Annotated in this window: 14 protein-coding genes; 2 read left to right on the forward strand and 12 right to left on the reverse strand. The window is 68.6% G+C overall.

Annotated features, from left to right (window positions below):
• Nucleotides 1-8 precede the first annotated feature (8 nt).
• The 6 genes from SJY11_RS23555 to SJY11_RS23580 form a co-directional block, all read right to left on the reverse strand.
• A complete protein-coding gene (locus SJY11_RS23555) occupies nucleotides 9-1,442 on the reverse strand; it encodes an amidohydrolase family protein (RefSeq protein ID WP_376989134.1) in 1,434 nt (477 codons plus the stop codon).
• A gap of 35 nt (nucleotides 1,443-1,477) precedes the next feature.
• The gene (locus tag SJY11_RS23560; RefSeq protein WP_305689852.1) at nucleotides 1,478-2,260 is read right to left on the reverse strand and encodes an ABC transporter permease; all 783 of its coding nucleotides are present in this window, start codon (nucleotides 2,258-2,260) and stop codon (nucleotides 1,478-1,480) included.
• Between the two features lie 13 nt (nucleotides 2,261-2,273).
• Nucleotides 2,274-3,104 carry an ABC transporter ATP-binding protein gene (locus SJY11_RS23565; protein ID WP_376989409.1) on the reverse strand — a complete coding sequence of 277 codons (831 nt, stop codon included), beginning with the start codon at nucleotides 3,102-3,104 and terminating at the stop codon, nucleotides 2,274-2,276.
• Nucleotides 3,105-3,139: 35 nt separating this feature from the next.
• The gene (gene allB, locus SJY11_RS23570; RefSeq protein WP_376989135.1) at nucleotides 3,140-4,594 is read right to left on the reverse strand and encodes an allantoinase AllB; all 1,455 of its coding nucleotides are present in this window, start codon (nucleotides 4,592-4,594) and stop codon (nucleotides 3,140-3,142) included.
• Between the two features lie 8 nt (nucleotides 4,595-4,602).
• Complete coding sequence (locus SJY11_RS23575) at nucleotides 4,603-5,397, reverse strand: SDR family NAD(P)-dependent oxidoreductase (RefSeq protein ID WP_376989136.1); 795 nt, start codon at nucleotides 5,395-5,397, stop codon at nucleotides 4,603-4,605.
• Between the two features lie 185 nt (nucleotides 5,398-5,582).
• Nucleotides 5,583-6,635, reverse strand: a complete 1,053-nt coding sequence (locus SJY11_RS23580) for an ABC transporter substrate-binding protein (RefSeq protein ID WP_376989138.1) — start codon at nucleotides 6,633-6,635, stop codon at nucleotides 5,583-5,585.
• Between the two features lie 127 nt (nucleotides 6,636-6,762).
• Between SJY11_RS23580 and SJY11_RS23585 the strand changes: the two genes are divergently transcribed.
• Nucleotides 6,763-7,686 carry a LysR family transcriptional regulator gene (locus SJY11_RS23585; protein ID WP_376989139.1) on the forward strand — a complete coding sequence of 308 codons (924 nt, stop codon included), beginning with the start codon at nucleotides 6,763-6,765 and terminating at the stop codon, nucleotides 7,684-7,686.
• Here SJY11_RS23585 and SJY11_RS23590 read toward each other — a convergent pair.
• A complete protein-coding gene (locus SJY11_RS23590) occupies nucleotides 7,664-8,242 on the reverse strand; it encodes an LOG family protein (RefSeq protein WP_376989140.1) in 579 nt (192 codons plus the stop codon). The two genes, SJY11_RS23585 and SJY11_RS23590, sit on opposite strands and share 23 nt — an antisense overlap.
• A gap of 153 nt (nucleotides 8,243-8,395) precedes the next feature.
• On the opposite strand from SJY11_RS23590, the gene SJY11_RS23595 reads away from it, so the two are divergent.
• Nucleotides 8,396-9,337 carry an acetamidase/formamidase family protein gene (locus SJY11_RS23595; RefSeq protein WP_376989141.1) on the forward strand — a complete coding sequence of 314 codons (942 nt, stop codon included), beginning with the start codon at nucleotides 8,396-8,398 and terminating at the stop codon, nucleotides 9,335-9,337.
• Nucleotides 9,338-9,440: 103 nt separating this feature from the next.
• Here SJY11_RS23595 and SJY11_RS23600 read toward each other — a convergent pair whose 3' ends face one another.
• The 5 genes from SJY11_RS23600 to SJY11_RS23620 all read right to left on the reverse strand — a co-directional run bounded on the left by SJY11_RS23600 (nucleotide 9,441) and on the right by SJY11_RS23620 (nucleotide 14,349).
• The gene (locus SJY11_RS23600; RefSeq protein ID WP_376989142.1) at nucleotides 9,441-9,893 is read right to left on the reverse strand and encodes a Ros/MucR family transcriptional regulator; all 453 of its coding nucleotides are present in this window, start codon (nucleotides 9,891-9,893) and stop codon (nucleotides 9,441-9,443) included.
• A gap of 198 nt (nucleotides 9,894-10,091) precedes the next feature.
• The gene (locus tag SJY11_RS23605) at nucleotides 10,092-11,849 is read right to left on the reverse strand and encodes a hypothetical protein (RefSeq protein ID WP_376989144.1); all 1,758 of its coding nucleotides are present in this window, start codon (nucleotides 11,847-11,849) and stop codon (nucleotides 10,092-10,094) included.
• Nucleotides 11,850-11,895: 46 nt separating this feature from the next.
• Nucleotides 11,896-12,981: a protein-glutamate methylesterase/protein-glutamine glutaminase gene (locus SJY11_RS23610; protein ID WP_326909309.1), complete on the reverse strand. Its 1,086-nt coding sequence runs from the start codon at nucleotides 12,979-12,981 to the stop codon at nucleotides 11,896-11,898.
• Complete coding sequence (locus SJY11_RS23615; RefSeq protein ID WP_376989145.1) at nucleotides 12,978-13,865, reverse strand: CheR family methyltransferase; 888 nt, start codon at nucleotides 13,863-13,865, stop codon at nucleotides 12,978-12,980. The genes SJY11_RS23610 and SJY11_RS23615 overlap by 4 nt, the downstream gene beginning before the upstream one ends.
• 1 nt (nucleotide 13,866) lies before the next feature.
• Nucleotides 13,867-14,349 (reverse strand): chemotaxis protein CheW, encoded by a 483-nt coding sequence (locus SJY11_RS23620; RefSeq protein ID WP_376989146.1) that lies wholly within the window; start codon nucleotides 14,347-14,349, stop codon nucleotides 13,867-13,869.
• Between the last annotated feature and the right edge of the window lie 33 nt (nucleotides 14,350-14,382).

The raw sequence follows: 14,382 nt of genomic DNA on the forward strand, positions 1-14,382 counted from the left end.
GCTTCGTCTCAGCAGCAGCCCAGGCGCGTGACGTAATGCCGGGTCACGGCGCTCTCCAGCGCGGGAAGCGCCGCGGCGAGGCCGGCGCGATCGGCGATGCCGGCGCGGTAGATGCCGCGCAGCTCGTCATGGACGGCATCGAGATCGACGCCCAGCACGCGGCCATGGGCGACGATGCTGCGCCCATTGACGATCAGCTCGCGGATCTGGCGGCGGGTGGCGCGGGCGAACATCAGCTCGAGCGGATCGACCGGCATCAGCGCGTCCTCGTCGAGCGCGGCGCGGTCGAGGATCAGAAGATCGGCCGCCTGCCCTTCCGCGAGTTGGCCGCCTGCCGGCGCGCCGAGCGCGATGCGCCCGGTCTCCAGCGCCATGGCGAGCGCGTCTCGGGGCTTCAGTTTCTGATCGAAGCCCCAGCCGCCATGCAGCGACCAGAGCAGGCGCAGTTCGCGCAGCGCGTCGTCATCCTCGTCGAAGGCCTGGCCGTCGACGCCGAGCGCGACCTTGCAGCCGCGCGCCGCCATCTCGGCGACCGGCGCCAGGCCGGAGCGCAGCGCCAGGTTGGAGGAGGTGTTGGTGGCGATGACGCAGCCGGCCTCGGCGATCATCTCCAGCTCGTCGGGGCGGGCCCAGACGCAATGCGCCAGCGTCAGCCGCGGCGAGAGCAGTCCGATCTCCTTCCAGCGCTTCACGAGCCCGCCCGGGTAGGTGCGGTCGGCCCAGTCGCGCTGGTACTTCGTCTCGAAGAGATGGGTGGTGACGCGGCGCCCGGTGCGGGCGGAGGCCTCCGCGATCGCCTCCCAGAGCGCGTCCGAGCCCCATTGCGGGCCGTTGGGCGCATATTGGACATCGACCATCGGGCCGGCGATCGCGGCCGCGACGGCATCGACGCGGGCGATCTGCTCGGCGATCGGCAGCATCGGCGACAGATAGCGCGCTTCGATCTCGGCGCGGGCGACGGGGTCGAGATCGTCCAGCACGGGGGCGTGGTCGCCATAGACCAGCGGGTTCTGGTCGCGCATGCCGACGCCGAAGGCAATGCGCACGCCGATATCGCGGGCGGCGCGGGCCATGGCCGCGGCCTCCGTCGGCAGATCGGTCAGGCCCATCGGGCGGACATGGTGGATCATCACCGCGCCCTGGCCGCCGAGCGCGGCGCGCCCGAGCGGCGCCAGCGTCGCGAGATAGGGGTCGAGCGGGGCAAACAGCGCCAGCCGATGCAGCCAGAGTTCGAGCGGTCGGGCGAACCCGCCGACCGAGCTGGTGCGGATCGGGCGGGCATGATCATGCGCGTTGACCAGCGCCGGCAGCACGACGACGTCGTCCGCGGTGCCCGCCGGCGCCCCGGCGATCGCGGCGATGGTGCCGCCCTCGATCGTCAGCGCCGCATCCTGCAGGCTGCGGCGGGCGTCGAAGGCATGGCCGGCGGTGATCTGGCGCAAGTCGGTCTCCGTCGCGAAAGGGCCCCTGCCCCGGCTCAGGCCGAGGCGACGTCGGTCTTGCGGTGGGCCCAGCCGGTAACGCGCCGCTCGATCAGAGAAAACAGCACGTAGAGCGTGACGCCAAGGCCGGCCAGGACGAAGAGCCCCGCAAAAACGAGCGGCACGTTGAAGCTGGACGAGGCGATCATCATCATATTGCCGATGCCGCGGTTGGAGGCGACCGTCTCGGCCACCACCGAGCCGACGAAGGCGAGTGTGATCGCGACCTTCAGCGCCGCGAAGAAATAGGGCATCGCGCGCGGCAGGCTGACATTCCAGAGGATGTCGGTCTTCGAGGCCTTCAGCGTCTTCATCACGTCTTCCAGTTCGGGCTCGACGGTGGCGATGCCGGTCGCGACGTTCACCACGATCGGGAAGATGCAGATGATCATCGCGGTCAGGATCGCCGGCACCGTGCCGGCGCCGTACCAGAGCACGAAGATCGGCACGACCGCGACCTTGGGGATCGAGGAGAAGCCGACGAGCAGCGGATAAGCCGTGTCGTAGGCGAGCTTGGACGAGCCGATCAGGATGCCCAGCAAGAGCCCGATGACGACGCCGATGCCGAAGCCGACGATCGTCGTGTAGAGCGTCTGCCAGGTATGCGGCCAGATCGCCGGCCAGTACTGGATCAATGCCGCGATGATCTGGGTCGGGCGCGGCAGCAGGATGTCGGAGATGCCCGCCATCAGGCAGAACAGCTCCCAGAATACGAAGACGCCGATGATGAGCGCGGTCGAGGCGCCCTTCTCGCGGATGATCTCACTGACGCGTTCCATCAGAGTCCCTTCCTCACGCCGCGCCGGGCGCGTGGTTGACGATGCCGGTGCCGCCCCGCGCGCCGACGATCATCGCCCTCAGGCGCTGGTTCAGCGCCACGAAATCCGGCTCGAAGGTCATGTCGATGGTGCGCGGACGCGCGATTTCGACGGGTGAATCGTCGAGGATGCGGCCGGGCCGCGCGCTCATCACGCAGATCCGGTCGGCGAGATAGGCGGCTTCCTTGAGGTCGTGCGTGACCAGAAGCACGGTCAGCTTCTTGGAAAGCCAGAGGTCCTGCATGATCGCCCAGAGCTCCTCGCGGGTGAACTGGTCGAGCGCCCCGAAGGGCTCGTCCAGCAGCAGGAGGTCCGGGTCGTGGATCAAGGCGCGGCAGAGATTGGCGCGCTGCATCATGCCGCCGGAGAGCTGCCAGGGATATTTGTCGCCGAAGCCGCCGAGCCCGACCTGGGCCAGCAGCGCCTCGACGCGGTCGCGGTACTCGCCCTTGCGCTTGGCGCGGTAACCCTGCCGGAAGGGCGGCACGATCTTCAGCGGCAGCATGACGTTGTCGCGGATGTTGAGCCAGGGCAGCAAAGTCGGGTTCTGGTAGGCCATGCCGATGCGGATCGGCGTCGCGCCGATCTCGCGGCCGGCGACGAAGACATGGCCGGTCGAGGGCGCCAGCAATTCGCCGACCATCTTCAGGATCGTCGACTTGCCGCAGCCGGAGGGGCCGACCAGCGCGACGAATTCGCCCTCCCCGATCTTGAGCGAGGTCGGTGCCAGCGCCTGGACCGCCTTGGGCCCGCGGCCATAGGTGATCGAGGCCTCCTGGAACTCGATGAAGGTCGGCGAGGGCATCGCAGTGCCCGGTCTGATATCGGTGACGGCGGCGTTCACGGCCCGGCTCCCTCTGCGGTGATGGCAGGCGCCTGCAAACAGGCGGCCAGGGTCTGGTCGGCGTTGCGAATGGTGGGTTTCGGCATCGCCTGGATCGCCGTGACCTGGCGGCCCCAGCCGCTGGTCTCGGGGACGAGCTTGCGGTCGCGCTGGACGAAACGGCCCCGCACCAGCGTGTGGACGGGAACGCCGGTAACGCTGACGCCCTCGAACGGCGTGATCTTGCCGCGCGAGTGCAGGGTCTCCGCCCGGATCGTCTCGGTCCTGTTCATGTCGACGACGGCGATGTCGGCATGGGCGCCGGCCTCGATGCGACCCTTGTGCGGCCAGAGCCCGAAGGACTTCGCCGGGTTCTCGGCCGAAATGCGGACATAGTGCTCGAGCGTCATGCGGCCTTTCGAGACCTCGTTCAGCATCAGCGGCATCTGCGTCTCGACGCCGGGGAAGCCGCAATCGGCCTGCCAGATCACGTTCTTGGTCTTCTCCTCGACCGTATGGGGCGCGTGGTCGGTCGCGATCATGTCGACGACGCCCGATTGCAGCGCCGCCCAGATGGCTTCCGAGTCCGAGGCCTCGCGCACCGGCGGGTTGACGCGGATGATCGAGCCGAGCCGCACATAGTCGCGTGAGTCGAGCAGGAGATAGCAGGGGCAGGTCTCGCCGGTGATCTCGACGCCGCGCGCCTTGGCTTCGGCAAGCGGGCGCAGTTCGGCGGCTGAAGAGATGTGCAGGATGTGGATGCGCGCACCGGTCCACTCCGCCAGTTCCGCCGCGCGGCCGACGGCTTCCGCCGCGACGATGGCGGGGCGCGCCGCGATATGGGCGAGCGGGTCGTTGCGGCCGGCCTCCATCAGCCGCTTCTGGCGCCAGGCCATGATCGACGCGGTTTCGGCATGAAGCGAGATGCGCAGGCCCGAGGGCGCGATGATCTCGAAGCCCTCCAGCATCGCCCCCGTCGAGGGCGAGGGCAGATTGCCGAAGGTGTTGCCCATGAAGCATTTGAAGGCGTTGACGCCGCCCTCGATCAGGCCCTGGAGCTCGTCGATATTGTCCTCGGCGAGCAGGCCATAGATGCCGTAGTCGACATGGGCCTTGGCGGCCGCCTCCTGCTTCTGGCGCAGTTCCTTGACCGAGCGCGTCGGCGGATTGGTGTTGGGCATCTCGAAGACGGTGGTGGTGCCGCCCATCGCGGCGGCAGCGCTACCGGTGCGCCAGTCCTCCTTATGGGTGTAGCCGGGCTCGCGGAAATGGACATGCACGTCGATGGCGCCGGGCAACAGGAACTGGCCGGACACGTCGACCGTTTCGCGCGCCGCCGGCATCGCGGCCGGCGCGCCGACCAGCGCGATCAGCCCGTCCTTGATCGCGACATCGGCACGATAGCGGGCCTGACCGGTCACGACGGTGCCGCCCGTGAGGACGAGATCGGCGATGAAGGGCGTGTCGGTCACGGCTTCACTCACAGCATGGCCCAGCCGCCATCGACCGGCAGGTCGACGCCGGTGATCTGGCGGGAGACGTCGGAGGCGAGGAAGAGGCAGGCATTGGCCACATCCTCATCGGTCGAAACGCGCTTCAGCGCGTAGTCGGCGGCGTGCTTCTCGAAGGCTGCCTCCTCCGAGATGCCCAATCGCTTGGCCATCTCCGGCACGACCTTGCCGCGGAAGCGCGGCCCGTCGACCATGCCGGGCGCGACGCAGTTGACGTTGATGCCGTAGGGGCCGGCTTCGAGCGCGAAGCTCTTGGTAATGCCGCGCAGGCCCCATTTCGAGGCCGAATAGGCCATGCGCCCGGCGCGACCGCGCATGCCGAAGGTGCCGCCGACATTGACGATCTTGCCGCCCCTCTGCGCGATCATCGCCGGCAGGCAGGCCCGCATGGTGTTGAAGCAGCCGCGCATGTTGAGATCGACGATCTCGTCGAACTCCTCCTCCGTGGTCTCCCAGCCGGTCTTGCCGATCGGCCCCGAGCCGCCGGCGACGTTGACGAGGATGTCGATGCGCCCGCCATAGGCCGACAGCGTCTGCGCGATCGCGGCCTCGCAGTCGCCGCCCCTGGTGATGTCGCAGGCGATGACGAGGGCCTGCGCCCCCTTCGCGCGGATCTCCGCCGCGACGGGCTCAATCGCGGCGATGTCGCGGCCGATCAGGGCGAGCCTGCAGCCCTCGGCCGCGAAGGCCCGGGTGACGGCGGCGCCCATGCCCTTCGCCGGGCCGGTGATGACCGCGACGCGGCCGGTGAGGTTCAGATCCATGCTTATGTTCTCGGCAATCGGGCAGGTGTTCGCGGCGGCTCTGGGGTTTGCTGTCATTCCGGGGCGCCCCGCAGGGGCGAACCCGGAATCCACGGGCGAGGTCGCGGCCGTTTCCGACCCTCAGGGCTCACCCGGTCGTGGGCTCCGGGTTCTCGCTGCGCGAGCCCCGGAATGACGGGTGAGGTTCACCCCAGTTTGGTGACGCGATCGGCCAGCGGCGGCAGGAAGGCGCGGCTGAAGACCTCGTCGGGAGCCGGCACGCGCGGCAGGCCGTCGGCCTCGACGACGATCGCGATCGACTTCTTGAAGCGGGCATCGTCGATGTCGCCGATGCCGATCTTGGCGACCTCGGGATGGCTCATCTCGGAGGCGAGCGTCGCGATCAGACGCTCCTTCTCGACGACCTTGTTGATCAGCGGCTCGCGCCTGGCCACCGCATCGATGGCTGCGTCGTTGTCCTTCAGCGTGTCCTTCAGGCCGCGGTTGATCGCGCGCAGCAACCCTTTCAGCGCCTGCGGATTCTCGGTCGCGAGCTTGCGCGAGGCGATCATCGCGTTGGAGTAGAGATCCATCCCGTAATCGCCGAAACTGATGAAGCGGAAGTCCTTAGCCGGGTCGATGCCGACGAGCTTGGCCGAGAAGGCGATGGTGTTGACGAAGCCGAAGACGCCGTCGACCTGCCCGCGCTGCAGCATCTGCTCGCGCAGATTGGGCTGCATGTTGGTGATCGCGACCTTGGAGGCGTCGATGCCGGCGAGCTTGGCGAAGGCCGGGAAGAGCTTGAGCGCGCCGTCATTGGCGGGACCGCCGAGGGTGCGGCCTTCGAGATCCTTCGGCGTCTTGATCGGCCCGTCGGCCTTGACCGCGATGGTGAAGGGCGGGCGGTTGTACATCGCCGAGATCGCCAGCGGGGTCGGCGCACCGGCCGCACTTTTCGCCGCGAGTTGGATCAGCGCGTTGATGTCGCCGAAGCCGATGTCGTAGGAGCCCGAAGCGACCGCCCCGACCGCAGCGCCCGAGCCGTTGCCCTGGTCCATGACGATCTCGAGCCCCTCCTCGCGGAAATAGCCGCGGTCGTCGGCCAGAAAGAACCAGCCCTGCGGGCCCTGGTAGCGCCAGTTCAGGATCATCTTCAGGCGGGTGGGCGCCTGCGCCCGGGCCGGCCGCGGCAGGGCGGAGGCCAGCGCGGCGGCACCGGCGGTGAGGGTGAAACGGCGTCGGCTGATCGCGTGCGTCATGCGAACTCTCCCATCGCGGCCCTGTGCCGCGGCCATGGGAGAAGCCTAGGACGGCTTGACCGATGCCGTCTTGTGCTGACTTCTTGCATGATCTGTTCGTAAAACGCATCGCACGAAGGGCCGCGCCATGAGGCATCTGCGCCTGCTGAACTATATCGACGAGGTCGCGCGGGTGGGCTCGATCCGCAAGGCGGCGGAGCGGCTCAACATCACCGCCTCGGCGCTGAACCGGCGCGTGCAGGACGTCGAGGACGAACTCGGCACCAAGATCTTCGAGCGGCTGCCGCGCGGGGTGCGGCTGAATGCGGCGGGCGAATTGCTGATCCGGCACATCCGCAGCCAGCTCGCCGATATGGGCCGGGTGCGCTCACAGATCGAGGATCTGTCGGGTTTCCGGCGCGGCACGGTCGCGATCGCCTGCAGCCACGCGCTGGCGCATGATTTCCTGCCGGTCGAGATCGCCTCCTATCGCCGGTCGTTTCCGCTGGTCGAATTCGACGTGCGCGTCGCCAGCCATGGCGAGGCCCTGCGGGCGCTGGCGGGTTACGAGGTCGATCTCGCCCTGATCTTCCGGCTCGACACCAGCATCGGCTTCCAGATCATCGCGTCGGCCGAGCAGCGCCTCGTCGCCATCATGCGGCAGGACCATCCCCTCGCGAAGGAGGGCAGCATCCGCCTGCGGGAGTGCAGCGGCTACCCGCTGGCGCTGCCCGATCCCAGTTATGGCGGGCGTCAGCTGCTCGACCAGGCCGTCGCCAGGAGCTCGTTCAAGCTCGTCCCGGTGATCGAATCGAACTCCTTCGAGTTCCTGCGCAACTATGTCCGGCTGGAGGACGCGATCACGTTCCAGATCGAGATCGGCGCCCCCGCCAGCCTGAAGCATCGCGACGGTCTGATCTCGCGCCCGATCGACGAGCGCGACATCCAGCCGGCCCGCTTCGCGATGGGCCAGCTCCACGGCCGGCCGCTGCCCGTGGCTGCCGCGAAATTCGCCGAACAGCTCGCCGCGCGCCTCGAGACCGGCCGGTCTAGAGCCATTTCGGAACGGTGACGCGCTCGAAGGCGACGAGCCCGTCGATCAGACGGGCCGGATCGGGGTCGACGACGATCCCCTGCGAATGGGCCGGTGGCAGGAAGCCCTGGGCGATCATATGGTCGATGAAGCCCATGAAGGGCTGGTAGTAGCCTTCGATGTCGAACAGCCCGGCCGGCTTGTCGAACTCGCCGAGCTGGTTCAGCGTCCAGGCCTCCATGAACTCCTCGAGCGTGCCGATGCCGCCGGGCATGGCGACGAAGCCATCGGCGAGTTCGGCCATGCGCTCCTTGCGCGCACGCATGCCGTCGACGATCTCGTGCCGGGTCAGCCCCTCGTGGAGATGGCCGAGATCCGCCAGACGCCGGGTGATGACGCCGTGGACGGCCCCGCCCTGCGCGAGCACGGCGTCGGCGACGACGCCCATCAGCCCCTTATGCGTGCCACCATAGACGAGCGTCAGCCCGCGCCGGCCGATCTCGCCCCCGAGCCGCGCCGCGCCCTCACGATAGGCCTCGCCCAGCCCGGTGTTCGAGCCGCAGAACAGGGCGATGGCTTTCAGGTCTCTCGACATCGGCAGGGCTTCCTCGGATCGGGCGGACAGGACTGGCCCATGAAGGCAACCGGGCCAGGAAGGCAAGCGGGCGCAGCCGAGGGGCGCGTTATTTGCACTCGACAGCCCCTCCGGCCGCGGACCATCCTGCGGCCACGCCGCGCGGGAGCGATCATGACCCATCATCTCAAGGCTTCGCCCGAGACCTGCCACTGGGGCTATTTCGATGCCCGCGTGCCGCCCGCGCTGACCATCGCCAGCGGCGAGAGCGTCACGATCGAATCCGTCAGCGGCACGGTCGAGACCCTGCCGCCGGCCGGATTCCACGTTCCGCCCGAGCTGCACGCGATCCATGCGGCGCAGAAGGGCCTGCCCTTCGGGCCGCATATCCTGACCGGCGCGGTCGCGGTCGAGGGCGCCTGGCCGGGTGACGTGCTGCAGATCGACATCGAGGCGGTCTCGCTGCGGCAGGACTGGGGCTACAACCTGAACCGTCCGCTCGCCGGCACGCTGCCGGACGACTTCCCGCATTTCCACATGATGAACATCCCGCTCGACAAGGCGCGGATGGTCGGCACCCTGCCCTGGGGGCTGGAGCTGCCGCTGTCGCCCTTCTTCGGCGTGATGGGCGTGGCGCCGCCGCTGGAATGGGGGCGCTGCACCTCGATCATCCCGCGCGCCTTCGGCGGCAATCTCGACAACAAGGAACTGGTCGCTGGCACGACGCTCTATCTGCCGGTCTTCGTTCCAGGCGCGCTGTTTTCAGTCGGCGACGGCCATGGCGTGCAGGGGGATGGCGAGGTCAACGTCACCGCGATCGAGACCGCCCTGTCGGGCACCTTCCGCCTGACGGTGCGCAAGGATCTGACATTCACCTATCCCCGCGCCGAGACGCCGACCCATGTCATCACCTGCGGCATGGACCCGGACCTCGACCGCTGCGCCGAGAAGGCGCTGCGCGACATGATCGTGCTGATCGTCGAGCGCACCGGCATCACCCGCGAACAGGCCTATGCGCTGTGCTCGATGGCCGCCGACCTGCGCGTCACCCAGACGGTGAACCAGCACAAGGGCGTGCACTGCATGCTGAGAAAGAGCCTGCTCGAGCGGCGCTGACCGTCCGAACGACAACAGCCCCGCCCGAGGGGCGAGGCTGCGATTCGAGGCCGTGGGCGCCGGCTCGTCGCGCGCGAACGGCCGGGATTGCCGACGGGCGGCGTCAGGCCTTGGCGCGAGAGGCGCGCTTGGCCTTGGCGGCCGGAGCGGCTGTCGCGGCTGCCTTGCGGCCCAGGCCCATCGACTTGGCGAGCGCCGAGCGCGCTTCGGCATAGGCCGGCGCGACCATCGGATAATCGGCCGGCAGGCCCCACTTGGCACGGTACTGCTCGGGAGTGAGATCGTATTTGCTGCTGAGATGGCGCTTCAAGGATTTGAAGGACTTGCCATCTTCCAGGCAAATGATCGCCTCGGGCGTGACCGACTTGCGGATCGGCACGGCCGGCACCAGCGGCGCAGCCGGCGGGGGCTCCGGCTCACCGCCCAGCTTCGCAAGTGACGCATGGACACTCGCGATGAGTTCGGCAAGGTCGCCGCGCGGGACATTATTGCGGGCGACATAGGCTGAGACGATCGAGGTCGTCAGATCGAGCAGCTCTTCGTTATTATCTGCCATGGGGCGCTCCGATCGCAGGTAGAGGGTGGAAATGCTGTGAGAACAGATTCGGCCATAGGACGAAGACAAAGCGTTGTCTATCCGCGATTGAACGAAATCTAACCGAAAAGGTTGCCAAGCCCCTTCCGTGTCGCGAGAAAGTTGGGGATATGCACGCGCCGCGTGCAGTCTCATCGCTCGAAACAGGGTACGGCGCGCTCAGAACAGGAAGTCGTCGACATCGCCCTGCGCCGGTGCGGCGACGGTCACGGACGCCGCCGCTCCGGCCACCGCCGGCAGCAGCGCGGCAACGATCGCCTGATGGATCGTGCGCTCGCCGACCATCGTGTAATTGGGCCAGACCTGGTCGTCGATGAGCTCCCGTACCGCTGCCGCCGCAGCCGGCTCGTCCGGCATCTGTGCCGTATCGCAGGAGCGCTCGAGTTCGGCGGCGCCCGAAGCGATCAGGTCGCTCATCGCACCGGCGTTCGAGAAGGACAGGCGCGCCTGGGCGACGACCGAGGCGAAGCCCCCGCCCTCCCGGGTGAGCTGGTCGAGGGCGGAACCCAGCCGATCGCCGGCGCCGCGCATGGCCGCGAGCGAGGTCCCCATCGCTTCGTTCAGCGCCGCGAAATGGGCTGCGTCGAGCCCTCCGCCCTGCTTCAGCCCGCCCGAGGCCTGCTGCATCTGCGCGAAGGTCGGCGTGAGTTGCGCGGCATCGGCCGCGACCTGGTCGGCCGCGACCTTGAGCTCCTGGGCGATGACGACGAGGCTGCGGCCGCCGGTGCCGATGCGAGCCGCCCGAAGGCCGGCATTCATGCCGATCAGGACGATGCTCGACACCGTGCCCGCGAGCGCCGCCACGGTCTGCTGGCAGGTTTCCAGAACCGTCGAGAGGGCCGCGGTCACCCGGTCGACGCCGGCGCGCGCGCGATCGCATTTGGCGAGCAGGTCGGAGGCCTCGGCCAGATCCGCCTCGAGGTCGGCCAGGAAGGAGCCGGACTTGGCTCCGTCGCCCTGATAGAGCGAACGCACCAGATCGAGCAGGCCGGCGGTGTCTCCGGCCAGCACGGCCAGCGCGGCCTCGATCGAGTCGGCGTCCTGGGCCAGGATCTGCGCGCTCTCCTGAAGCTGGGCGGCTTCGAGGCGGCGCAGCACGGTGTCGGCGACCCGGCGCGCCTCGGCGTCCAGGCCGGCGCCGGGGCCCGTGCCCGTCGCGACGGCGGAGAGCAGGCGCAGCGCCTTGATCGCGTGTTCGAGCTGCTGGCGGATGCTGTCGCCCGATTGCAGGGCGATGATGGCACCACCGGCCGCCATGGCGATCTTGCCAGAATGGGTCGCGGCGTCGCTCGTCAGCACGACCCCGCGCTGCTGGCGCGCCGCCACCTCGGCGAGCGTCTGCTCCAGCTTGTCGGCGAGGCCCGCCAGGGCGAGCCCGTAATGCCCCTCGAAATCGCGCTGCGCCTCCAGCGCCGAGCCGAGCAGCACGCTGAGATGGTCGTGGTCGCGGGCGCAGTTCTGGATGGTGCGCTGGGCCTGCGTCGTCAGGGCGACGATCTCGCTGGTGAAGTCGCCGAAGTCGCGGCCGGCGGCCTGCACCGAGACCGCCTCGATGCGGGCGCTGCGGGCCAGGATCGTGATCAGCCGCATGTGCTCGAGCAGGCGTTCGAGCGCCTGGGACGCATCCTTGCTGTGGAGCGCGAGTTCCTGCAGCACGCCGGTCTCGTGGCGCAGCCCGTGATTGATGGCCCGCAATTCACCCGCCATTGTGGAGAGCGTGGCGCCGGCCTGGGCGATATCGTCGCCCGCCAGTTCGGCCGACAGCGTCGAGAGGCGTTCCTTCAGACCCTCGAAGAGGCTCAGGCCCTCCCCGAGCTGCCCGCCCGCCCGGGCGAAGGTGACGTCGATCTCGCGGGCCGCGCCCTCGAGCGCCTGAATGATCCGCGGCAGGGCGGTGTCGTGCGCCGTCATCGTCATGCCCCCGCCACCACTCAACTCCAACGCCACACGCATGGAAAACCCCTCAGCCCGGCCCGCCCGTGGCCTGCGGCCAGGCCATGATCTCCTGCGGTACACGAGAGAGCTTGACGATCCGTTCCGCCGCGCCGAGGTCGATGGCTTCCTTCGGCATGCCGAAGACGACGCAGCTCTCGGCGTCCTGCGCCAGGGTGCGGCAACCGGCCTTGCGCATCTCCAGCAGGCCACGAGCGCCGTCGTCACCCATGCCGGTCATGATGATGCCGAGCGCATTGGCGCCGGCATATTGCGCGGCCGAGCGGAAGAGCACGTCGACCGAGGGGCGGTGACGCGAGACATGCGGCCCGTCCTTGATGGCGACGCGGTATTGCTGGCCGACGCGCTGCAGCAGCATGTGGCGGTTGCCCGGCGCGATCAGGACCCGGCCTGTCGAGACCTCGTCGCCGTCCTCGGCCTCCTTGATCTCCATGGCGCAGAGGCCGTTAAGCCGTCTGGCGAAGGCGAGGGTGAACTTCTCGGGCATGTGCTGGACGATCGCGATGCCCGGGCAGTTGGCCGGGAGTTGCTCCAGCACCTCGCGCAGCGTCTCGGTACCGCCGGTGGAAATGCCGATGCAGACGATCTTGTCGGTCGAATGCCGCACGCGGCCGAGCACCGGCGGCGGCAGGATGGCATCCGCCGTCAGTTTCTTTTCAATCTGCATGCGCGGCTCGCGCGGGCGCAGCTTGGCCTGGGCGGCGGCGCGCACGGCGTGGCGCAGGCGGTCGGCCGTTTCCATCAGGGCCGCGCGGGTGTCGATCCGCGGCTTTGGCAGCACATCGACCGCGCCGGCCTCGAGCGCATCGAACAGGGCGCGCGACCCGGCCTCGGTCAGGGTCGAGCAGATGATCACCGGGATCGGGCGCTGCGCCATGATCTTGCGCAGGAAGGTCAGCCCGTCCATGCCGGGCATCTCGATGTCGAGGATCATGACGTCGGGCAATTCGGTCTGCAGGCGCCGTGCGGCGGCAAAAGCATCGGCCGCCGTGCCCATGACCTCCATCCCGGGATCCTCGGTGAGGATCGTCGTGAGCACCTGCCGCACCGAGGCGGAATCGTCGACGATGAGGACGCGGATCGGTTTGCGGTTCATGCGGCGGACCTCGTTCCGGCCATCGGCGCCGTCTGATAGACCGTGGGGACCACCTGGCGCAGCGGGCCAACTCCGCTGCCGGCCATCGATTCGGAATGGCCCAGCATCAGGTAGCCGCCCGGGCGAAGATGCGAAGCCAGCCGCGTCAGGACGGCCTGCTGCGTCGGCTTGTCGAAATAGATCAAGACGTTGCGGCAGAAGATGACGTCGACGTCGCGGTCGAAGGGATAGGATTCGTCCATCAGGTTGAGGCGCTCGAAATACACGGTGCGCCGCAGCTCCGGCGTCACGCGCACCACGTCCTCGCGGGGATCGCGCGAGCGCATCAAGTAGCGCTGCTGCATCGCGGCCGGCACCGGCGCGACGAAGGCGCGCGGATAGATCGCGGTGCGCGCCTCGCGCAGCACTTCGGTCGAGATGTCGGTGCCCAGGATCGAGAAGCGCGCGACCTTCCCGGCGGCGACGAGGTCCTGCAGCACCATCGCCGCCGTGTAGGCTTCGGCGCCCGTCGAGGAGGCGGCGCTCCAGACCTTGAGCTGTGGCGGCCGGCCACCCTGGCGCTGCGTCAGCTGCGGCACGGCAACCTCGCGCAGGAAGTCGAAATGGCTCGGCTCGCGGAAGAAGTCCGTCTTGTTGGTGGTGACGCAATCGATCAGGTGGACGGTCTCGGCCTCCAGCCCGCCCTGATCGAAGAGATGTGCGCCATAGGCGGTGAGGCCCGCCAACTGCAGGGCCCGCACGCGCTTGCGCAGGCGCCCCTCGACCATGGTCCGCTTGGTCTGGGGCAGCTTGATGCCGACCCGCGCCTCGATGAACCTCGCGATCGCGTTGAAATGCTTGTCGGAGAGGTGATCGTAGGCGTCTGCCGCCTGCTGCTTGCTCACGTCACGCGGCCCTTTCCGCTGCCATGGCCGGCAGCTGGGGCAGGTCGTCCGCCTCCATCAGCCGCTCGAGATCGAAGACGACGATGAAGGATTCGCCCTTGCGGCCGATGCCGGCGATGTAGTTCGACTGCCAGCGGCCGCCGACGTCGGGCGCCGCTTCGGTCTGGTCGTCGTCGAGCCCGGTGACCTCGAAGACGCGGTCGGCGACGAAGCCGACGCCCATGGTGCGGCCCTTGACCGGCACGTCGAGGATGATGATCCGCGTCGCATCGGTGGGCTCGGCGCGGGGCAGCCCGAGCTTGGTGCGCAGGTCGACGATCGGGTAACCGGCGCCGCGGACATCGATCATGCCGAGCAGGAAATTCGGCGCATGCGGCAGCTTCGAGATCGGCCGCATGTCCAGGATTTCCCGGACATTGCGGATATCGATGCCGAACAGCTCCTGGTCGATGCCGAGCGTCAGATATTGGGCGGTATCAGCCATGGCGACCTCGCGTTGAAAGCGTGGGGCGGCAAC

The sequence above is a fragment of the Allobosea sp. R86505 genome (genome assembly GCF_042466375.1).
In the GTDB taxonomy this organism is placed as follows: domain Bacteria; phylum Pseudomonadota; class Alphaproteobacteria; order Rhizobiales; family Beijerinckiaceae; genus Allobosea.